General features: G+C 70.5%; 18 protein-coding genes. 13 read left to right on the top strand and 5 right to left on the bottom strand.

Translation table 11 applies throughout. The features are described from left to right. The first annotated feature begins 53 nt into the window (after window positions 1–53). From ACLBWJ_RS12140 to ACLBWJ_RS12120, 5 genes are all read left to right on the top strand, one after another. The gene (locus ACLBWJ_RS12140) at window positions 54–1697 is read left to right on the top strand and encodes an ABC-F family ATP-binding cassette domain-containing protein (RefSeq protein WP_447660391.1); all 1644 of its coding nucleotides are present in this window, start codon (window positions 54–56) and stop codon (window positions 1695–1697) included. 32 nt (window positions 1698–1729) lie between these two features. Next, window positions 1730–2137: a hypothetical protein gene (locus ACLBWJ_RS12135; RefSeq protein ID WP_447660390.1), complete on the top strand. Its 408-nt coding sequence runs from the start codon at window positions 1730–1732 to the stop codon at window positions 2135–2137. A 66-nt stretch (window positions 2138–2203) separates the two neighbouring features. Next, window positions 2204–2449: a helix-turn-helix domain-containing protein gene (locus tag ACLBWJ_RS12130; protein WP_064954960.1), complete on the top strand. Its 246-nt coding sequence runs from the start codon at window positions 2204–2206 to the stop codon at window positions 2447–2449. Beyond that, window positions 2446–3438: a Clp protease N-terminal domain-containing protein gene (locus ACLBWJ_RS12125; protein WP_447660389.1), complete on the top strand. Its 993-nt coding sequence runs from the start codon at window positions 2446–2448 to the stop codon at window positions 3436–3438. The genes ACLBWJ_RS12130 and ACLBWJ_RS12125 overlap by 4 nt, the downstream gene beginning before the upstream one ends. Before the next feature lie 34 nt (window positions 3439–3472). Then, window positions 3473–3940 (top strand): DUF805 domain-containing protein, encoded by a 468-nt coding sequence (locus tag ACLBWJ_RS12120; RefSeq protein WP_447660388.1) that lies wholly within the window; start codon window positions 3473–3475, stop codon window positions 3938–3940. Here the strand turns inward: ACLBWJ_RS12120 and ACLBWJ_RS12115 are convergent. Together ACLBWJ_RS12115 and ACLBWJ_RS12110 are read right to left on the bottom strand one after the other, a co-directional pair. After that, the gene (locus ACLBWJ_RS12115) at window positions 3921–4319 is read right to left on the bottom strand and encodes a hypothetical protein (protein ID WP_447660387.1); all 399 of its coding nucleotides are present in this window, start codon (window positions 4317–4319) and stop codon (window positions 3921–3923) included. The two genes, ACLBWJ_RS12120 and ACLBWJ_RS12115, sit on opposite strands and share 20 nt — an antisense overlap. 104 nt (window positions 4320–4423) lie before the next feature. Further along, the gene (locus ACLBWJ_RS12110; protein WP_447660386.1) at window positions 4424–5854 is read right to left on the bottom strand and encodes a carboxylesterase/lipase family protein; all 1431 of its coding nucleotides are present in this window, start codon (window positions 5852–5854) and stop codon (window positions 4424–4426) included. Window positions 5855–6052: 198 nt separating this feature from the next. Here ACLBWJ_RS12110 and ACLBWJ_RS12105 point away from each other — a divergent pair, with 198 nt between their 5' ends. The 4 genes from ACLBWJ_RS12105 to ACLBWJ_RS12090 all read left to right on the top strand — a co-directional run bounded on the left by ACLBWJ_RS12105 (window position 6053) and on the right by ACLBWJ_RS12090 (window position 10607). Continuing rightward, a complete protein-coding gene (locus ACLBWJ_RS12105) occupies window positions 6053–7372 on the top strand; it encodes an ABC transporter substrate-binding protein (protein WP_354450378.1) in 1320 nt (439 codons plus the stop codon). A 64-nt stretch (window positions 7373–7436) separates the two neighbouring features. Next, on the top strand, window positions 7437–8330 hold the full coding sequence (locus tag ACLBWJ_RS12100) for a carbohydrate ABC transporter permease (RefSeq protein ID WP_354450380.1): 894 nt from the start codon (window positions 7437–7439) through the stop codon (window positions 8328–8330). Then, complete coding sequence (locus ACLBWJ_RS12095) at window positions 8324–9271, top strand: carbohydrate ABC transporter permease (protein WP_447660385.1); 948 nt, start codon at window positions 8324–8326, stop codon at window positions 9269–9271. Before ACLBWJ_RS12100 ends, ACLBWJ_RS12095 begins: the two co-directional genes overlap by 7 nt. 4 nt (window positions 9272–9275) lie before the next feature. Continuing rightward, window positions 9276–10607, top strand: coding sequence for a cellulase-like family protein (locus ACLBWJ_RS12090; RefSeq protein ID WP_447660384.1), 1332 nt, complete (start codon window positions 9276–9278; stop codon window positions 10605–10607). A gap of 6 nt (window positions 10608–10613) precedes the next feature. On the opposite strand, the gene ACLBWJ_RS12085 is transcribed toward ACLBWJ_RS12090, so the two are convergent. After that, window positions 10614–11477: an AraC family transcriptional regulator gene (locus ACLBWJ_RS12085; protein WP_447660383.1), complete on the bottom strand. Its 864-nt coding sequence runs from the start codon at window positions 11475–11477 to the stop codon at window positions 10614–10616. An 89-nt stretch (window positions 11478–11566) separates the two neighbouring features. Here ACLBWJ_RS12085 and ACLBWJ_RS12080 point away from each other — a divergent pair, with 89 nt between their 5' ends. Genes ACLBWJ_RS12080 through ACLBWJ_RS12070 form a run of 3 tightly spaced genes read left to right on the top strand, consistent with a single transcriptional unit; the run spans window position 11567 to window position 16541 of the window. Continuing rightward, the gene (locus tag ACLBWJ_RS12080; protein WP_447660382.1) at window positions 11567–14866 is read left to right on the top strand and encodes a DUF5107 domain-containing protein; all 3300 of its coding nucleotides are present in this window, start codon (window positions 11567–11569) and stop codon (window positions 14864–14866) included. Continuing rightward, window positions 14863–15891, top strand: a complete 1029-nt coding sequence (locus ACLBWJ_RS12075; RefSeq protein WP_447660381.1) for an alcohol dehydrogenase catalytic domain-containing protein — start codon at window positions 14863–14865, stop codon at window positions 15889–15891. Before ACLBWJ_RS12080 ends, ACLBWJ_RS12075 begins: the two co-directional genes overlap by 4 nt. A 47-nt stretch (window positions 15892–15938) precedes the next feature. Beyond that, on the top strand, window positions 15939–16541 hold the full coding sequence (locus ACLBWJ_RS12070; protein ID WP_447660380.1) for a VanZ family protein: 603 nt from the start codon (window positions 15939–15941) through the stop codon (window positions 16539–16541). Between the two features lie 4 nt (window positions 16542–16545). On the opposite strand, the gene ACLBWJ_RS12065 is transcribed toward ACLBWJ_RS12070, so the two are convergent. Both ACLBWJ_RS12065 and ACLBWJ_RS12060 read right to left on the bottom strand, forming a co-directional pair. Continuing rightward, complete coding sequence (locus ACLBWJ_RS12065) at window positions 16546–16899, bottom strand: helix-turn-helix domain-containing protein (RefSeq protein WP_112617045.1); 354 nt, start codon at window positions 16897–16899, stop codon at window positions 16546–16548. Window positions 16900–16902: 3 nt separating this feature from the next. Then, window positions 16903–18882, bottom strand: coding sequence for an ABC1 kinase family protein (locus ACLBWJ_RS12060; protein ID WP_447660379.1), 1980 nt, complete (start codon window positions 18880–18882; stop codon window positions 16903–16905). Between the two features lie 103 nt (window positions 18883–18985). Between ACLBWJ_RS12060 and ACLBWJ_RS12055 the strand changes: the two genes are divergently transcribed. Continuing rightward, the gene (locus ACLBWJ_RS12055) at window positions 18986–20812 is read left to right on the top strand and encodes a DEAD/DEAH box helicase (RefSeq protein WP_447660378.1); all 1827 of its coding nucleotides are present in this window, start codon (window positions 18986–18988) and stop codon (window positions 20810–20812) included. The last annotated feature ends 76 nt before the right edge of the window (window positions 20813–20888 follow it).

The following is a 20888-nucleotide window of genomic DNA, read 5'->3' as shown; positions in this document are numbered from 1 at the left end:
CGGTCAGCCCGCACCGATCCGGCGCCCATCCCGCCAGATGGAAGAATCGTCCGGTGACCGCAACTCTCGTCGCTCAGGGCCTCGCCGGCGGATACGGCCACCGCACACTCTTCGAGGGCGTCGATCTCACCGTCAGTCCGGGTGACGTCGTCGGGATCGTCGGGGCCAACGGCGCCGGCAAGTCCACGCTGCTGCGCATCCTCGCCGGGCGTGACGCACCCCAGGCGGGAACCGTGAGCCTCGCGCCCGCCGACGCGTTCGTCGGCTGGCTGCCGCAGGAGCACGAGCGCGTCGAGGGTGAGACCGTCGCCGCGTACATCGCCCGTCGTACCGGATGCGCGGAGGCGACGGCGGAGATGGATGCCGCGGCATCCGACCTCGGCGATCCCTCGATCCCCGGCGCGGACGACCGGTACGCCACGGCCCTCGAGCGCTGGCTCGCGAGCGGTGCAGCCGACCTCGACGAGCGCCTGCCGATCGTGCTCGCCGACCTCGGGCTCGAGCTCGACGCCGACGGCATCCTCATGACATCCCTCTCGGGCGGTCAGGCGGCGCGCGTCGGGCTCGCGGCCCTGCTGCTGTCGCGCTTCGACATCGTGCTGCTCGACGAGCCCACGAACGACCTCGACCTCGACGGGCTCGAGCGCCTCGAAACGTTCGTGAGCGGCCTGCGCGGGGGAGTCGTGCTGGTCAGCCACGACCGTGAGTTCCTCGCGCGCAGCGTCACCCGCGTGCTCGAGCTCGACCTCGCGCAGAACTCGCACCGCATCTACGGCGGCGGCTACGACGCCTACCTCGAAGAGCGGGCGACCGTGCGCCGTCACGCGCGCGAGAAGTACGACGAGTTCGCGGGGAAGAAGGCCGATCTCGTCGCTCGTGCTCGGGTGCAGCGGGAGTGGTCGAGCCAGGGCGTCCGCAACGCGATGAAGAAGAATCCCGACAACGACAAGATCCGGCGCAAGGCCGCGACGGAGTCGAGCGAGAAGCAGGCGCAGAAGGTGCGCCAGATGGAGAGCCGTATCGCCCGGCTCGAAGAGGTCGAGGAGCCCCGCAAGGAGTGGCAGCTCGAATTCACGATCGGTGCCGCGCCGCGATCGAGTTCCGTCGTCTCGACGCTCAACGGCGCGGTCGTCCGGCAGGGGGCGTTCACGCTCGGACCGGTCTCGCTTCAGGTCAACGCCGGTGACCGCATCGGCATCACCGGGCCGAACGGTGCCGGCAAGTCGACGCTGCTGCGCACGATCCTCGGTCGCCAGACTCCGGACGAGGGATCGGCCGGACTCGGGTCGAGCGTGAGCATCGGCGAGATCGACCAGGCCCGCTCGCTGCTCGTGGGCTCGCGCCCGCTGGCCGACGCCTTCGAGGCGCTCGTGCCCGAGATGGCTTCCGGCGAGGTGCGGACGCTGCTGGCGAAGTTCGGTCTCAATGCCGATCACGTGCTGCGCCCGGTCGACGAGCTGTCGCCGGGGGAGCGCACCCGCGCCGGTCTCGCGCTGCTGCAGGCGCGCGGCGTGAACGTCCTGGTGCTCGACGAGCCGACCAACCACCTCGACCTGCCCGCGATCGAGCAGCTCGAGCAGGCGATCGAGTCGTACGACGGCACGCTGCTGCTCGTCACCCACGACCGGCGGATGCTGGATGCCGTGAGCACGAACCGACGCTGGCACGTCGAGGGTGGCCGCGTCACCGAGGCCTGAGCCGCGACATCCCTCTCGATAGGGTGCAAGGCATGCGATCGCTGATGAAAGCACTGCTCGTGGCCGCACCGATCCTGCTGCTCGCCGGCTGCTCGGCAGGCGATCTGCCTGAGTTTGCGACCGAGCAGACCGACCGCGACGTCGTCGCCGACGAGCGGGCGATCGAGGGCATTGCGTCCGACACGACGCGCTTCGTCGGCGAGGTGGACGGGGTCGAGCTGTTCCTTGCGAAGGGCCAGGACGACGAGATCTGCCTCATTCAGCTCCGCGACGGTGGCTTCGAGAACAAGGCGTGCTCCTCGGGAGGCGGACTCGGGACGATCATCACGGGAGGGCCCACCATCGAGGTAGGCGACTTCCGCTACCTGCCGGATGCCGAGAGCCGCCCGGGCCGAGAGCAGATCAGTGACAGCGTCGTCATCATCCGCGGTGGGCTGTAGTCCGACGCAGCCCTCGGCTGGCAACCAAGGTTGACAAGGAGCCCTTCAGCAACCTAGGTTGCTTATATGGAATCCACCCAGATCGCCGGCGTCGCCGCAGACACGCGTGATCCACGTGCGGGTCTGCGCGCGATCGCGTCGCTGCGCTCTCTCACCGAGCGCCTCGAGCTGGCGCAGGTCGAGGCGGGCCTGCGCGCGGGCATGAGCTGGCAAGAGATCGCCGACGCGCTCGGCGTCTCGCGCCAGGCCGTGCACAAGAAGTACGCCAAACGGATCGATCCGACCATCGACGTCCCCAGGAGAACCCGATGAGCAAGCTGACGGTAGCGACCGCGACGATGTACGACCTGTCCCTCGCCGGTGCCGAGGAGGCATCTCGACTCGGCGAGCAGAGCGGTGACATCGACCACCTTCTGCTGGCCCTGACGATCAACGAGCAGGTGGCCGGCGAGGTTCTGCGCGCGCTCGGCGCCGACCTAGAGCGCACGCGCGCGGCAGTCGAGCAGCAGCACGCCGATCAGCTCGCGTCACTCGGAGTGCAGGCCGCCATGCCCGGTCCCGGCCGCATCACGTATCACGAGCGTGGGGAGTTCGCGTGGAACGATCGCGCCCTCGACGTGCTCCGACGCGCGGGTCAGGGAGGCAAGCGTGGTGATGCCGCCGCGGTGCTGCGCGAGCTGGTCGACGAGGGCAGCGGGCTCATCGAGGCGATTCTTCAGCGCCTCGACACGAGCCCGCAGCAGGTGCGCGAGCTTCTGGATCAGGCTGAGCGTTACCCCGCGCTGCCGACTCGCGCCGCCGACAACGGCCGGTCGCTCTCGGGCGCCGGCGCAGTGCATGTCCCCGCTGCAGTGACAGACGTGTGGGCGCTGCTCAACGACCCCGCCCGGATGCCGGAATGGGACCTCCTGTTCGGCCGGGTCGACGATCTGCCCGACGACGCCGCGCCGGGAGCCACATGGACCGCGTACGCGCTCGAGACGGCGCCGAACGGCAAGCCGCAGCGCATCAACCCCGAGCGTCGGCGCGCCCGCATCGAACTCGTCGACAGCGAGCCCACGACGGCGATCGAGTGGATCACGACCTGGCCCGACTCGCCGACGTCGAACAAGCGCCGGATGCGGATCGAGCTGGAGCCCGCGGCCGGCGGTACCCGCCTGCTGATCCGGCACGCGTGGGAGCGCACGAGTTCGCGGCGAGGAATCCCGCTGCTGCGGTGGGTCATGCGACCGCTGTACAGCTTTGCGATCTGGCTGCAGATCTCGCAGACCGGTGCGTCGATCGGGCGCGTGTTCCGGTAGGCGCCCGCGTGAGGGCGCCCCGTAGGCTCACGGCATGACGAGTGAAGCGACTCCCCGACCGAACCGTCTGACTGAACCTCCGCTCACCCGGCCCTATGTCGGTGCACCGCCGCTCGCGGCGCTGCGGCGGTGGATGCAGAACTACTCGACCTTCCGCGGACGCGCGAGCCGGGCGGAGTTCTGGTGGCCGATGCTCGTGATCGTCCTGTTCCCGATCGTGGTCCAGGTGGTCAACGGTCTCACGACAGGCGACTGGCGGCCCATCGACACTCGTGTCGTGCAGAACGTCCCCGACGTGATCGTGCTCGTCTTCTCGCTGGCCACCCTGCTGCCGATGCTGGCCGTCACCTGGCGTCGCCTGCACGATACGAACCGCAGCGGCGTGTGGTTCTTTCTGATCGTCCTACCGCTCATCGGCTGGATCGCCCTCGCGATGATGCTCTCGATGCGCGGTGAGCGCGGGGGAGCGCGCTTCGATCCCGTTACGAGCGGCGGGCGATGAGCAGCGCGATGACGGCGACGACACCGATGACGGCAGCGATGCGCGCGGCCTTGCCGGTGCGGCGGGTGAGCGTCAGCGCGCCGTCGACGATCTTGACGTTCTGATCGATTCGGGCGGTGGCGAAGCCGGCCGCGGCGTCGACGATCTTGTCTGCGACGTCGGGAACGGCGTCGGGAAGCGCATCCTTCGCGGCATCCTGCACCTTGTGGATGGCGCCCTTGCCTGCATCAGCGACGCCATGCACGACGCGCGACGCGGCGCGCGTGACGCCCGATGCGTTCTCGGATGCTTCCGGGGCGGGCGTCTGCGCGTCGACGACGGCGGCATCGTCGACGGCAGCGTCGTCGCCCGTGGCAGGTGAGGTGTTGGCGTCCGTCATGACGGCTCCGTTCGTCGGTGCGAGAGGTCCGGACGAAACTCTCGCACCGACGACGAATTGGCGAGAGGCCCTAGCCGACGCGGCGGATTTCGCGTATGCCCGGGTCAGCTCAGAGCGTCGATGACTTCGGCGCGTCGCTGCGGAAGGTCGCGGGTCGCGGCATCCCAAATGCGCGTCATGCGCGACGGTGAGAACTGCGGCCAGCCGGGGTCGCCCGCGCGGATGAAGGCGACCCACGCCGCGTGCATGTCGCGCGCGAGATCGGCCGGGGCGTCCGGTCCCGCGAGCAGCAGCGCCTCGGGGTCGCTGAGCCGGTCGAAGGCGAAGCCGATCTCGAGCGCGTGCGCGGCATCCAGACCCCGAACCGGGCTGCGCCAGGCGAACTCGTAGACGAACGTCGGAGCGGTGCGCGCGCGGGCGACGCGCGTCGCGGGGGCGCGCAGCAGCCGGTCGGTGAGGAGCTGCCCCAGAACCTCACCGGGCGATGCGCCGGGGAACGCGCGTGCGACGGACCGGGCCGCCCGCTCGGACACCCCCATCGCGCGCCGGGCCCCCCACGCCTTCAGCCGCCCGATCCGGGCGATCGCGTCGGGGGTCAGCCACAGGCGGTACTCGTCGGTGTTGGTCCCGATCATGACGGGCAGATCCGCCGACGTCAGCGCGACCTCGGGCACCTCGGGCAGCGACTCCTCGTCGAGGGCGAGGACGAACCCCGGCGCGCCGCGCAGCGGGCTCGAACCGGCCGAGGCCCGTGATCGCGCGCGCAGCAGATCGGCGGTGCCCGTGGCGGCGAACGCTTCGCGTGTCGTCGGGATGCCCAGCTCGCGGGCGATCGCGTCCGACGCCCGGCGCTCCTTGTCGGGCTCGACGGCTTCGAGCGGGCCCGACTGGATGATGGCGCCCGAGACGAGAGCGCGCGAGCCCGCATCGCTCACCAGCGCGGCGACGAGGGCGCCACCGGCGGACTCGCCCATGAGCGTTATGCGTGCCGAATCGCCGCCGAACGCGTGGATCTCGTCGCTGACCCAGCGCAACGCGGCGGCGGCATCCCGCAGCCCGAGGTTGAGGGGAACGTCGTCGAGCACGCTGAATCCTTCGACACCGAGGCGGTAGTTCGCCGAGACGAAGACGATGCCGTCCCGGGCGAAGGTGGTGCCGTCGTAGATCGTCTGCGCGGCGGCGCCGCGTTCGAGAGCGCCGCCGTGCAGCCACAGCACGACGGGGGCGTCCGTCGCTCCCACCGGTGCCCACACGTTGACGGTGAGGATGTCGTCGCCGTCGATCGTCGGCACCGTGAGCAGCTCGCCGAGCTCGCCCGCGTACGGGGTCTGCGGCGCCGTGGGGCCGAACCGTGTCGCGTCGCGCTCGCCGACCCACGGATCGACCGGCTCGGCGACCCGGAAGCGGCGCTCGCCGACGGGCGGTTTCGCGTACGGGATGCCGAGGTAGCGGTCGACCCCGTTCGTCCGCGAGCCCCGCAGCTCGCCGCCGCTGATGGTGACCCGCGCTTCGTCCGAGACGACTTCCTCCGGCATCCCTGCTCCCTTCGTTCTTCTCACCGTATGAAAGCCGCTTATGAGGCGTCCCGGAGCAGGTCTGCCCCGGGCGGCGTGATCAGCGGATCGTCCAGGGCGCACGCTCATTCGGCTATGTGCGTGCGCTCTCGCCGGTTCTAACGTGTGAAATCCGGCTGCTACCCGAGCAGCTTGTCGCACACATGCAAAGGGGCATCGATGTCTACTCCACCCCGGCGGCTCCGCGGCCGTCGCCTTCTCCCGCTGGCGGTCACCGTCGCCGTCATCGCGCCGCTCGCGGCCTGTTCCGCGCCGGCCGACGAGGGTCCGGTCACCCTCACGTTCCAGACCTGGGTGCCCGGTATCGACCAGGCCGTCGATCTCTTCAACGAGCAGCACGACGACATCCAGGTCGAGCTGCAGACGATCGTCTCGGGCGCCGAAGGCGGCTACGCCAAGATGCTCTCGGATGTCCAGGCCGGCAACCCCGCGGATGTCGCCCAGGTCGGCTACGACCAGATGCCGACGTTCCTCCTCAACGGCGCCCTCGAGGACATCACGGACTACGTCGGCGACGAGGTCGACGTCTTCTCCGACTGGCAGATCGGCGCGACGACGTTCAACGATCGGGTGTACGGCATCCCGCAGGCGGCCGGGCCGATGGGGCTCTACTACCGCTCCGATGTGTTCGCCGAAGCGGGGATCACCGAGGCCCCCGCGACCTGGGACGACTTCTACGCGGCCGCCGTGGCGGTGCGGGCGACGGCGCCCGACCGATACATCGCGGCGTTCGCGCCGAACCAGGCCGCCTGGATGGAGGGCCTCGCCGAGCAGGCGGGCGAGCCCTGGTTCCAGGTCGAGGGCGATGCCTGGAAGGTCGCGATCGACAACCCCGACACCCTTCGCATGGCCGAGTACTGGCAGCGCCTCATCGACGAAGACCTCGTGAAGGTTCAGGCCGACCTGTCGAGCGAGTGGTTCGCCGACGTGCAGGCCGGGCGCATTGTGTCGTGGATGAGTGGCTCGTGGGCCGACGCGATCATCCGCAACAACGCACCCGAGACCTCGGGGCTGTGGTCGGTCGGACTCATGCCGCAGTGGGACGCGGCGAACCCCCGCTCGGCGAGCTGGTCGGGCGGTTCCGCGAACGTCGTGCTGAAGGGGTCGGCGCACCCCGAGCAGGCGGCCGAATTCGCCCTCTGGCTCAACAGCAACCTCGACAGCGTGAGCCTGCTCACCGAGAACGGCGCCGGCTGGCCCGCGATCGCCGACGTCGACTCGATCCCCTCGATCCAGTCGGCCCCCGAGGTGTTCGAGTTCTTCGGCGGCCAGGACATCTGGGACGTGTTCGCCGAGTCGAACGAGCAGGTCGCGCGCGACTGGCAGTGGCCGCCGCTGGTCGACGCCCTGAACGCCAGCCTGCTCGACGAGGTCGCCGCCGCCGTCGAGTCGGGCACCCCGCTCACCGAGGCCTATGCCGCGGTGCAGGAGCGCATGGTGGCCGAGATGACGGCGAAGGGGATCTCGGTAGCCGACTGACCCGAGCGGGGCGGACGGCAGCGACGCCGCCCGCCCCGACCGGTCGTGCCCCGAAGGGAATCGCATGCACACCACCCGAAGCCGACTGCCGCTGTTGCTGCTGCTCGGCCCGTTCCTCCTCGCCTTCGCCGTCTTCTACGTCGCCCCCATCGTCTGGGCGGTCGTGCAGAGCCTGTTCTCGGTGCGCGCGAGCGGCCTCGGACTGGGCGCGCCGGAGACGCTCTTCGTCGGGCTCGACAACTACGTCCGAGCGCTGGCGAACCCCGCGTTCGTCTCGAGCCTCGGGCGCATCGCCGTCTTCGCGCTCATCCAGGTGCCGCTGATGGTCGTGCTCTCGGCGGTGCTCGCGCTGCTGCTGGAGTCGACCCGGGCACGCTGGCCGCAGTTCTTCCGCGTCGCGTTCTTCATGCCGTACGGCGTGCCGGGCGTCATCGCCTCGCTGCTGTGGAGCTTCCTCTACGTGCCGAGCACGAGTCCGATCCTCCAGGGGCTCTCCGCCCTCGGCATCTCGGCCGCCCCGCTCGAATCGGGCACCGTCATGTTCGCGATCGCGAACATCGGCATCTGGACGTTCGCCGGCTACAACATGCTCGTCCTCATCGCGGCGCTCCAGGCGGTGCCCGCCGATCTGTACGAGGCCGCGCGCATCGACGGTGCGGGCGAGTGGCGCATCGTGTGGGAGATCAAGCTCCCCCTGCTGCGTCCCTCGCTCGTTTTGACCACGGTGTTCACGATCATCGGCACGCTGCAGCTTTTCGTCGAACCCCTGGTGCTGCGGCCGCTCACGACCGCCATCAACACCGACTACACGCCGAACCTCGCCGCCTACAACCAGGCGTTCACGCAGAGCAATCCGAACCTCGCCGCCGCGATGGCTGTCATCGTGGCCGTCATCGCCTTCGTGTTCTCGTTCGTCTTCCTGCGGCTGGTCAACCGGAAGGGCAATCGCGCATGGTGATCGCACCCGTCACCGAATCCACCCGCTCGGTCACCACCGGCGCGGCATCCGTTCGTCGCGATCGCCGCACGGCCCGCCGCGGCGGCACCGGGGGACCGGGCGCGGGGTTCTGGGGATCGCTGCCGACCCTCGCCGTGCTCGTCGCCGCTCTCGTCTACTTCGCGCTGCCGGTGGTGTGGGTACTGTTCGCCGCGACCAAGAGCAACGCCGACCTGTTCGGCTCGTTCGGACTCTGGTTCAGCGACTCACCGCAGCCGCTGACCAACCTCCAGAACCTCTTCACGACCGATCGCGGCATCTATACGCAGTGGCTGCTCAACAGCCTGTTCTACTCGGGGCTCGGCGCACTCATCGCGACGATACTCAGTGGTGCGGCGGGCTACGCCTTCGCGAAGTACGCCTTCGCCGGGCGCGAGGCCGTGTTCGCGATGATCCTCGGCGGCGTCCTCGTTCCCGCGACGGTGATCGCCCTGCCGACCTACTTCATGTTCAATGCGGTGGGCCTCACCGGCACGTACTGGTCGTTCCTGCTGCCGAGCATCGTCAGCCCCTTCGGCGTCTACCTCTGCCGCATCTACGCCACCGCGGGCGTGCCTGACGAGGTCATCGAGGCCGCGCGCCTGGACGGCGCCGGCGACGTGCGCATCTTCGCGACCATGGCCACCCGCATGATGGCCCCGGCCCTCGTGACGGTGTTCCTCTTCCAGTTCGTGGGAATCTGGAACAACTACCTGCTGCCGCTCGTCATGCTCAACGACGCCCGCACGTTCCCGGTCACCCTCGGGCTCATGCTCTGGAACGGTCAGACGCAGCGCGCACCCCTGTACTACGAGCTCGTCGTCACGGGAGCCGCCGTCTCGGCCGTGCTGCTCATCGTGGTCATGGCCGCTCTGCAACGATTCTGGCGAGCCGGTCTCACCGCCGGCGCGACGAAGGGATGACCCGATGACCCGCTATCTCGGCTCCGGCCACGATCCCGCCCCCGACACCCGGGCGCTGACGGGCGCCGTTCCCGCCCACCTGCCGCCGCGCCTCACGATCACGCTGTGGGACTTCTCCTGGTACACGCGAGCCGGCGCGGGCGAGCCCTACGCCGACCTCGGCGCTGCGCTCGACGAAGCGGTCGACCGCGGCTACAACGCCATCCGCATCTGCGCGGCGCCGCTTTTGCTGTTCGGCGGTCTCGGGCTCGACGACCTCGCGAGCGACCTCGAGATCGAGGGGCTCGGGCGCTCGCCGCACGGTGAGGTGTTCGGCAACGGAACACGCTGGTACGACGTGCCCGGCGGCTACCGGCTCGACCTCCGTACGCGCTTCTTCGATCTGCTGCGCGGTGCCCGCGAACGCGGCATCGTCGTCATCCTCGCGAGCTGGGAGTACCAGCAGTCACCGGCGTTCGCGGCGGACGAGCGCTGGTTCCGCGCGATCGACGCCGTGCCGCTCGCCGAGCGCTACGACGTGTTGGCGACGGCGACGATTCGGATGCTCGATGAGATCGAGGCCGCGGGTCTGGGCGACACGATCGCCTTCGCCGAGCTCCACAACGAGGTCGACTTCTCGATCGTCCCCGCGTTCGCCGACGGCGGGGATGCCGCCCTCGACCAGGTGCGTGCCGCGCACCCCGGTCACCTCGTCACCGCGAGCTACGGCAAGGCCCCCTTCCTCGACCTCGCGGGACTCTCCGAGCGGTTCCAGGTCGGTCAGCTGCACGTCTACGCCTACGGCGTGCTCGACGCGCTGCAGCGGCGCATCGACATCCGCTCCGAAGGCACCGAGGGCTTCCCCGGCGCGGCCATGCGAGCGCTGCTGGTTGACGACGCGCCCACGTTCACCGAGTACGGCCGCGCCGCCGACTGGAAGTTCGAGGCTACCGTCATCACCGATCAGCAGATCTACGGGTACGACTGGGTCGACCCCGACCTCTGGGACCGCTGGCTCTACAACCACTACGGGCTCTACCGCGAAGAGATGCTGCGCGAGATCGGGTCGCGGGTGACGGCGCTCGCCGCGTGGTCGCGGCGCCGCGGCATCCCCGCTGTCGTAGGGGAGGGGTGGGTCGGCTACACCCCGCTCCGGGCCGACTTCGAAGACGGGCCGGTCGGAACGGAGCTCGCCGAGCACGGTGTACGCACCGCGCTCGAGCACGGGGTGTGGGGAATGGTGCTCAGCTCGAACGCGGCGCCGCATCATCCGCAGTGGTCGGATGTCGCGTGGCAGCGACGCCTCAACGCCGAGATCCTCGCGGCGCCGACGACAGCCACGCGCGACCGCAGCTGAGCGGGGTCATCCGCGACGGTCCTCCCGGTAGCGGCTCGGGCTCATCCCGTGCACGCGTCGGAAGTGCCGCGAGAAGTAGAACGGATCGCTGTAACCCACCTCGGTCGCGATCTGGCCGACGGTGCGGTCGGTGCGCTCGAGAAGGGTGCGTGCCGCCGTCATGCGGAGGCCCGTGTGGTAGGCCAGGACGCCGCCTCCCGTCGCGCGCCGGAACAGCGACGTCAGATGGGATGCCGAGACCCCGACGAGCGCGGCCAGCTCGCTGACCGGCACCGCGCTGTCGAGCCGCTCGGACAGGAACGTCATCGCGCGTTCGAGCGGGTCGCCGCGCTCGGGAAGCGCCTGGTCTGACGCGAGCTGCGTCATGAGCTTGAACGCTGCGCCCGTGACGGCGACCAGACGCACCGGCGATTGGTCGCGTTCGAGCCCGCGCACGATCTCGTCGAGCAGTGACACCGCGCGCTCGACGCTATGCAGTCGCACGATCGGGCGCGCGGCCGTCGTGCCGATCGCCGCGGTGAGGTCGTCGACGTCGGAGCCGACGACATGGCACCACCAGATCGTCCAGGGGTCATCGGTATCCGCGCCATAGGCGTGTGGCGTGCGCGCGGGGATCACCACCGCGGTCCCGGCCGGCACGCGGTGGCGTGTGCCGGCGATCTCGAGCCATCCGGCGCCGGCCGTGCACACGATGACGATCGTCGTGCGGATGCCGCGCTCGCGGGTGCGGCCATGATCTGCGGCGTGCGGGAACCAGCCGGCATCGGTCACGACGAGTCGCCGGGTCACGGGGCGCTGGAGCGCGGCGGTGATGGCCGGCGCCGGCACGACGCACAGGCGTTCGCCCGCGAAACCGTCTGAGATGGCCATGATCGTCATCCTGGCATATCGGCGGATCGTCCAGGTGCACGGCCGCTTCCGCCATGTTGCGGCCGCGCTCGCTCGGCGACGCTGGAGGCATGCATTCGACCTCGACATCCTCGCTGCGTCTTCCCGAGCCGCCCGCGGACGAGCAGGCGACGCTCGACGACGGCGGCGTGGCCGTCTGGGAGCAGCCACTCACGATCCCCACGTACGAGCCGGCGCAACCGGAGAAGCTCCCGATGTTCTTCGACCGTCGGGTCTACCAGGGGTCGAGCGGGCGGGTGTACCCGCTGCCGTTCACCGAGCGGATCGCCGCCGAGCCGCGTGACCGTGACTGGCGGGCCGTGCACCTCGAGAACCGTTGGATCCGGCTGGTGCTGCTTCCCGAGCTCGGCGGCCGCATTCACATCGGCTACGACAAGAGCGCCGACTACGACTTCTTCTATCGGAACAACGTCATCAAGCCCGCCCTCGTCGGGCTCGCCGGGCCCTGGGTGTCGGGGGGTGTCGAGTTCAACTGGCCGCAGCACCACCGGCCCGCGACCTTCCTGCCGATGGAGAGCTGGATCGAGCGCGAACCCGACGGGGCGGTCACCGTCTGGATGTCGGATCACGACCCCTTCGCGCGCATGCGCGGCACCCACGGCATCCGCCTGCGCCCCGACAGCTCGCTGATCGAGCTGCGGGCCCGTCTGCACAACCGCACCGAGGTGCCGCAGACGTTCCTGTGGTGGGCGAACGTCGCGGCCCGGGCTCACGAGGACTACCAGTCGTTCTTCCCGACCGACGTCCGCTATGTCGCCGATCACGCTCGTCGTGCCGTCACGGCTTTTCCCCGGGCCGACCGCCCGTACTACGGCGTGGACTACCCGGCGCGGGTCGACGCCGCCCACCCCGATGCCGACCGCATCGACTACTACGGGAACATCCCCGTGCCGACGTCATACATGGTGGTCGAGACGCGCGACGACTTCTTCGGCGGCTATGACCATGCCGCCGGTGCGGGCTTCGTGCACTGGGCGGACCGCCGCATCGCACCGGGCAAGAAGCAGTGGACGTGGGGCAATGCCCCCTTCGGCCACGCCTGGGACGACCAGCTGACCGATGGCGACGGCCCCTACGTCGAGCTGATGGCCGGCGTGTACACCGACAACCAGCCCGACTTCGCCTACCTCGCACCCGGCGAGGTGAAGACGTTCTCGCAGTTCTGGTTCCCGATCACCGGCATCGGCGCGGCGCACCAGGCGACGAAGGATGCTGCGGTCTCGGTGCGTCTCGAAGCGGGGCGCGTGCACGTCGGCGTCGCCGTCACCGGGGCCGTGCGCGCGGCCCGGGTGCGGATCACCGCGGGGGCCGACACGCACGAGCGCGTCATCGACCTCGGGCCGGGCCGGCCGTTCATCGAGTCGATCGAGTGCGCTGAGGGGATCGGGGGCACCGATGTCGAGGTGGTCGTCCACGACGGCGGTCGCGAGCTCATCCGCTGGCGGCCGCGCTCCGACGACGACGGCGCGCCCGAGCCTGCCGTTGCGACCGAGCCGCCGCTGCCCGCAGACATCGCTTCAGCCGACGAGCTGTACCTCACGGGCGTCCACCTCGCGCAGTACCGCCACCCGACGCGGCATCCCGAGCCGTACTGGGAAGAGGCGCTCCGCCGTGACCCCGGCGACGCGCGCTCGAACACGGCGCTCGGCGCCTCCGCCTACGGCCGCGGTGAGTACGACGACGCCGCCGCATACCTGCGCGCCGCCGTCGACCGGCTGACCTTCCGCAACCCGAACCCCGCCGACGGTGAGGCGCACTACCGCCTCGGACTCGTCGAGAGGCGTCGCGGCTACGACGAGCGTGCCTACGACGCGTTCGCGAAGGCCGCGTGGGATGTGCGGTGGGCCCACCCCGCCAGCCTGCAGATGGCTCTGCTCGACGCGCGAGCCGGGCGCGACCTCGCCGCGCTCGGCCGCCTCGACGATGCGCTGCGTCACGGGTCGGACGACCCGCTCGCACGGAACCTGCGGGTGATCGTGCTGCGTCGCCTCGGCCGCGAGGCCGAAGCCGAGGCCGAGCTCGCCGACCTCGGGCGAAGCGATCGGCTCGACGTGCTCACCGCCTCCCTCGGTGGGTGCGGGCTTCCCGACGACGGCCTCGTGCTGCTCGATCTCGCGGGTGATCTCGCCCGCGCGGGGGAGCGCGACGACGCGCTCGCCGTGCTCGCCGCCGCGGCCGCGAGCCCGGCGGCCGGCACGGGAGGCGTCGCCCCGGTCGCCGAGTACGTCCGGGCGCGTGTGCTCGCCGAGGCGGGTGAGACGGATGCCGCGGCCGAGGCGCGCCGTCGCGCGCAGTGCGCACCGGCCGACTGGGTGTTCCCCGCGGGCCTCGACGCCTACGACGCTCTCGACGCTGCCGTGGCCGCGGATCCGACGGATGCGCGTGCCCGATCGCTGCTCGGCATGTGGCTCTACGACCGCGGACGCCGAGCCGACGCGCTGGTCCAGTGGCGTGCTGCGCTCGACGATGCGACGCGCGACGGCGTGCTGCTGCGCAACGCCGCGCTGGCCACGGCGGAGGTCGAGGGCGACCTCGACGCGGCTGCCGTGCTGTACGACCGGGCCGTCGAGGTGAGCGACGACCCCCGGCTCTGGTTCGAGCTCGACCAGCTCGCGCAGCGGCGCGGCATCTCCGCAGCCGCCCGGTTGGCCAGGCTCGAGCCGCACCGCGACCGGCTCATCGTGCGTGATGACCTCCTCGTGACGGTGGCCGACCTGCTGACGATGGTCGGGCGACCCGCCGAGGCCATCGACCTGCTGCTCAGCCGTCCGTTGCAGCCGTGGGAAGGCGGCGAGGGCGTCGCGATCCGCGCGTTCGCCCGGGCGTCGATCGCGCGCGCTGCGGAGGTGGAGCCGGATGCCGCGCAGGCGGCGGCCATCCTCGAGCACGCGCTCGACGCTCCGCGATCGCTCGGCGAGGCCTGGCACCTGCTCGACAGCCGGGCCGCCCTGTGGCTGCGGCTCGGGCGGCTTCGAGCGGATGCGGGTGAAGCGGCGGCGGCCGATGACGCGTGGCGGGCGGCGATGGTGGAAGCGGCAGCGGCGGAGGTCGACGCCGACACGCTCGACGGGGCGCGGGCCGCCCGTGCCCGAGGCGACGACGGTGCTGCAGCCGCCCTGCGGTCGCGAGTCGCGGCGCGGGTGACCGAGCTGCGCTCTGCTCCCGCGCGCGTCGACTACTTCGCGACGTCGCTACCCGAGACGCTGCTGTTCTCGCTCGACCCGGCTGAGGCAGCGGGCCGCCGGGCCGACGACCTCTCCGCGGCGCTCGCCCGCTACGACGAGGAGTTCGACGCGCCTCCCGCAGAAGCGCCGACGACCGGATCTGCGGGTCAGCGGGTGCACGCATGAGCAGCATCCCCGATCGCATGATGGCGAGCGTGCTGGTCGCGCCGGGTCGTCTCGAGGTCCGCGACATGCCGGTACCGGTGATGGAACCGGGCGACGTGCTCGTCGAGCTCACTGCCGTCGGGCTCTGCGGGTCGGACGTGCACTTCTTCGAGCACGGCCGGGTGGGCGATCTCGTCGTCGAGAGTCCTCTCATCCTCGGACACGAGGCCGCCGGGGTGATCGCCGCCGTCGCCTCTCCGGCCGACGCGAACCGGATCGGTGAGCGGGTCGCGATCGATCCGCAGCGTCCCTGTCGCTGGTGCCCCGCGTGCCGGGCGGGGCGTACGAACCTGTGCGAGCGGATGCGGTTCCCCTCGGCGCCGCCCGAGAACGGCGCGTTCGCGCGCTACCTGGCGGTTCCCGGCGACGCGGCGCACCCGCTGCCCGAGACGATGAGCGACGACGAGGGCGCGCTGGTCGAGCCGTTGTCGGTCGGCATCGCCGCCGTTCGCAAGGCCGGGGTGGTGCCGGGCTCGAGGGTGCTGGTGGCCGGTGCCGGTCCCATCGGCATCCTGACCGGCGCCGCGGCGCGCGCGTTCGGCGCTGCCGAGGTCGTGGTGGTCGATCCGGTCGACGCTCGTCGACAGGTCGCACTCACGCACGGGGCGACGCGGGTGCTGGAGCCCGCCGAGGTGGCGACACTCGACGGGCGGATGGACGCGTTCATCGACGCGTCCGGCGCCCGCGCGGCGATCGCCGCCGGGTTGCGTTCGCTCCGCGGCGCCGGTCGCGCCGTCCTCGTGGGTATGGGATCAGCGACGGTCGACCTCGACCTCTTCCTGCTTCAGAGTCGCGAGCTCGTCGTCGAGGGGCTCTTCCGCTATGTCGACACCTGGCCGCTCGCCATCCAGTTGGTCGCTTCGGGTGCCGTGCGCGTGGATGACCTCGTCACCGCACGCGGCGGTCTCGATGACCTCGCCGACTTCTTCAGGCGCAACTCCGACCCCGACACGATGAAGTTCCTCATCGACCCGCGCGTGCGGTGAGGCACGCCGTCCGGGCGTGGGGCGGCGGCGCGATAGCGTCGACGATGATGAGCAGTCCCTTCGCCGAACTACCGGTCCTTCCCGTCGTCATCCCTTTCGGCATCGTGGTCTTCGCCGTGCTCCTGGCCGTGCTGTGGGCTCGGCGCAGCTTCTCGCTGCCTCGTGCGGCCGTGGCCGCGGCGGTCGCCGTCTACGCGGCGGGCATCGTGGGCAACACGATCTTCCCGATCTTCCTCGACAAGCCCGACTCGGGGGTGCCGTGGACGCCGGGGCTGGCGCTCATCCCGTTCGCCGACTACGAGCTCGACGACGCGCTGATGAACATGCTCGTCTTCGTGCCGCTCGGCATCCTGATTCCGCTCATGCTCGCCCGGCCGACGTGGCTGAAGGTCGTGGGTGCGGCGGCGATCACGAGCCTGACCGTGGAGTCGCTGCAGCTCGCGGCGCAGGCGTACTTCGCCGGCGGACACATCGCCGACATCAACGACTTCCTCTCGAACGTCGCCGGCGGTGCCCTCGGCTACGGCCTGCTGCTTCTGCTCGCCCGCGTTCCTGCGCTCGCGCGTCTCATCGACCTGTTCCGCTGGTCCCCGCAGCCGCAGTCGCGCACCGGGAACAGCGCACCCGAGACTGCCGCCACCCGCGGCTGAGGCCTCAGCGTCCCTGACGCTTCTTGTACGGCTTGGGCTGTCCCTTGACGATGGGGGCGCGACCCGAGCCCTTCGACGCCTTGGCCTTTCCACCGCCCGACGCCTTCTGCTTCGGCGCGACAGCCGGCGCGGGCGCCGCGGCGACCTCGGCTCGGGCGTCGGCGAGCAGGAGGGTGCCGGCCGGGGTCAGGCGCGGCTTGCCGCCGTCCTTCGTGAACAGCGGATGTCCGACCTCTTCTTCCAGGCGGTCGATCGACGAGTACAGCACGGGAAGCGACACTCCGAGCTTCTCCGCAGCGCGCGGGAAGTGCAGGGCATCGGCGGCCGCGACGAAGTGGACGAGATCGCGGATCTTCATGGGTCACCTTCCATCGCGACGGACGAGCGCCGAACGCAGCGAACGCAGCAGCAGCAGAAGGCCGCCGAGCCCGACCACACTACCCAGGAACGGGAACACCGACACCGATTCGGTGAGCAGTGGACCGTGCTGGACGACGCCCATCATGACGCCGACGATGACCAGGGTGGCTCCCACGAGTGTCGTGGTGAGGCGTCCGGTGAGCGACTCGACCCACGAGCGGTCGTCGGGGGACTCCAGAGCGCGGAGTCGTACGGTGAGGCGGCCCGACTCGAGGTCGCTGAGGATGCCGTCCACGCGGCGGGGCAGCTCACGCGCTCGCTCGAGCCCGAGCTGCAGCTGCACCTGAGCGGTCATCGCCGCCGAGCGCGGATCGCCCATGTGCAGGGCGTACTGCGGGGCCCGAGTGAGCGCGCGCTTGATCATGTCGTAGTCGGGATCGAGGCGCCGCAGCGTCCCCTCGATCGCGCCGAGCGTCCGGAACCCCAGCAGCAGACCGGGCGGGAGTGCGAGTCGGTGGCGCCGGAGCACCTCGATCAGCGCGGTGAAGAGATGCTGGTCGGAGGTGGAGTTGTGCAGTCGTGTGAGGATGACGCCGATGTCGTGCTGAAGTGCTCCGACATCGAGCTCGGCGTCGCCGCGCGGCTTCACGAGCATCAGGACGGCATCCGTTGCGCCGGAGTCGTCCTCGTTGTGCAATGCCACGAGCATCGGCAGCAGAAGGCGCCGCATACTGCGCTCGATGATCCCGACCGACCCGAAGTCGATGAGGGCGACGATCCCGTCGGGCTGCAGGATGAGGTTGCCCGGATGCAGGTCGGCGTGGAAGACCCCCCGCAGTGCGATCTGCCCGACGATGACGTCGAGCACGGCGTCGGCGATGCGCGTCGCCTCCGCGGGCGCGACAGCGCCGGGCGCGTCGCTGTCGGGCTCGGGCAGCCGGCTGAACGGAATGCCCTGCACGTGCTCCATGACGATCAGCTGTTCCGTGCAGAGGTCGGGGAAGACGTCCGGGATCCGCACCGCGCGAGCGTCGGCTGCCGTCATCGAGTCGCGCAGCATCTGCATGTTCGCGACCTCGACACGGTAGTCGAGCTCTTCGCGCAGGGCGACGGCGAACTGTGCGGCGAGGGCCGAGGCGCCGACATCCTTCGCCCACGTCGTGCGTCGCTCGAGGTCGGCGGCGGCACGCTCGATGATGTCGAGGTCGGTCGCGACTTGGGCGCGCGCCTTCGGACGCTGGATCTTCACCACGACGGCGCGTCCGTCCTTCAGCCGTGCGCTGTGAACCTGACCGACGGATGCCGCTGCCAGCGGCGTCTCGTCGATGCCGGCGAAGACCAGCTCGAGCGGTCGGCCCAGCTGCTTCTCGATCGCTGCTTTCGCCTCGTGCCACGGGATGGGCGTCGTGTCCATCTGCAGGGACGCCAGCGCGCTCGTGATCTCGGCGGGCAGCAGGTCGTTGCGGGTGGACAGGATCTGGCCGAGCTTGACGAAGGTGACACCGGCATCGTCGAGGGTGGCTGCGAGCGCCCGGGGCAGTTCGGCACGCGCCGACTCGCTGCGCATCCCGCCGAGGCCGTGACGCGAGGCGATCGCGACGATACGCGCGTACCTCACCGCCCGGCGGCGGCGGTGCAATGCCTCGCGGACGTAGGTGACGGGACCGACCGGCGGACGCGCCGGCCACATGAGCTCGAGGGTGATGAGGGCGATGAGGACGATCGCGAACAGCCAAGCGAGCACGAGCAGCACGAAGCCGAAAGCGACCGGCTGATCGGTGACCAGGCCGCCCTCCTCCTGCAGCACTCCCGCTCCGCGCAGAACCCAGACACCGAGCGGCCCGAAGACGACGAAGACGATGAGGGAGACGACAGGACCGCGTACCCAGCCGACACGTGCCTCGAGCGCCCGCTTGGCGAGCCACGTCGCCGCGATCGAGAAGACCACCGCGGCGATGGTGAAGAGCAACCACTCCGGCATCGATACCCCCTCGAGTCCGTCGACCTGCTTCGAGGCTAGGGCACCGGGCTCGGTCGCGCCGGGTCGATCATGCGATCTCGGCAGAGGCGGACTACCCTGAAGCGTGTCCACTTCTGCTGAACAGTCTGTACCCGAGTCCGTCGACGAGCCGCCCGTCATCACTTTCCGCGACCTCGGGCTGGGGGAGCAGGTTCTCAAGGCGCTCTCCGACGTGGGCTACGAGACCCCGTCGGCGATCCAGGCCGCGACCATCCCGACGCTCCTCGAGGGACGCGACGTCGTCGGCCTCGCACAGACCGGCACCGGCAAGACCGCGGCCTTCGCGCTGCCGATCCTCGACCGGCTCGACCTGACCCAGAAGACCCCGCAGGCACTCGTGCTCGCCCCGACCCGCGAGCTCGCGCTGCAGGTCTGCGAGGCGTTCGAGAAGTACGCGTCGCGCACGAAGGGTGTCCACGTCCTCCCGGTCTACGGCGGTCAGGGCTACGGCGTGCAGCTCTCGGCGCTGCGCCGCGGAGTCCACGTCATCGTCGGAACCCCCGGCCGCATCATGGACCACCTCGACAAGGGCACGCTCGACCTGTCCGAGCTGAAGTACCTCGTGCTCGACGAGGCCGACGAGATGCTCAAGATGGGCTTCGCCGAGGACGTCGAGACGATCCTCGCCGACACCCCGGACACCAAGCAGGTCGCCCTGTTCTCCGCGACGATGCCGGCGGCCATCCGCCGCATGTCGAAGCAGTACCTCAACGACCCCGAGGAGATCACGGTCGCGTCGAAAACGACGACCTCCTCGACGATCACCCAGCGCTACCTGATCGTGTCGTATCAGCAGAAGATCGATGCGCTCACCCGCATCCTCGAGGTCGAGAACTTCGAGGCGATGATCGTCTTCGCCCGCACGAAGAGCGCGACCGAGGAGGTCGCCGAGAAGCTGCGCGCCCGCGGCTACTCTGCCGCCGCCATCAACGGCGACGTGGCTCAGGTGCAGCGCGAGCGCACCGTCAACCAGCTGAAGTCGGGCAAGCTCGACATCCTCGTCGCCACGGATGTCGCTGCCCGCGGCCTCGACGTCGAGCGCATCTCGCACGTGGTCAACTTCGACATCTCGACCGACACCGAGTCGTACGTGCACCGCATCGGCCGCACCGGGCGTGCCGGCCGCACGGGTGACGCGATCAGCTTCGTCACGCCGCGCGAGCGCGGGCTCGTGAACGCGATCGAGCGCGCGACGCGCCAGCCGCTCACGCAGATGCAGCTGCCGAGCGTCGACGAGGTCAACGTCACGCGCCTGTCGCGCTTCGACGACCGCATCACCGCTGCGCTGGAAGACACCGACCGCATCGAGCGGTTCCGCGACATCGTCGCCCACTACGTCCGTCACCACGATGTGCCCGAAGTGGACGTCGCCGCCGCGCTCGCCGTGGTCGCGCAGGGCGAGACCCCGCTGCTGCTCGAGCCCGACCCCGAGCCGCGCGCACGCGCGCCGCGCGAGGACCGTGCCCCGCGCTCGTTCGACCGCGACGACCGCGACGGGCGGCCGGAACGCCGCCCGCGTGCGAGCAACCCGAACATGACGACCTACCGCATCGCGGTGGGCAAGCGCCACCGCGTCGAGCCCCGTCAGATCGTCGGGGCGCTCGCGAATGAGGGCGGTCTCAGCCGCGGCGACTTCGGCGCGATCCAGATCCGTCCCGACTTCTCGCTCGTCGAGCTGCCGTCCGACATGCCCCAGTCGACGCTCGACCGCCTGGCCGACACCCGCATCTCGGGCAAGGCGATCGAGATCCGCGTCGACACCGGCGGCCCGAGCCGCAGCTCGCGCGGCCGCTTCGACCGTGACGACCGACCGCGTGACCGCGACCGTGACAGCGACCGCGACGACCGGCCGGCTCGCAAGCCCCGCCACCGCTCGGAGACGCGCGACTGACCGCGGCTTCCGGGAGCGGTGCGGCTCGCACGCATCCGCTCCCGGTGCAAGCCCGGTTCGCGCCATCCGATCCGCG

It is taken from the genome of Microbacterium sp. M4A5_1d (assembly GCF_053345465.1).
This window is presented reverse-complemented; position numbering and strand designations above follow the sequence as displayed.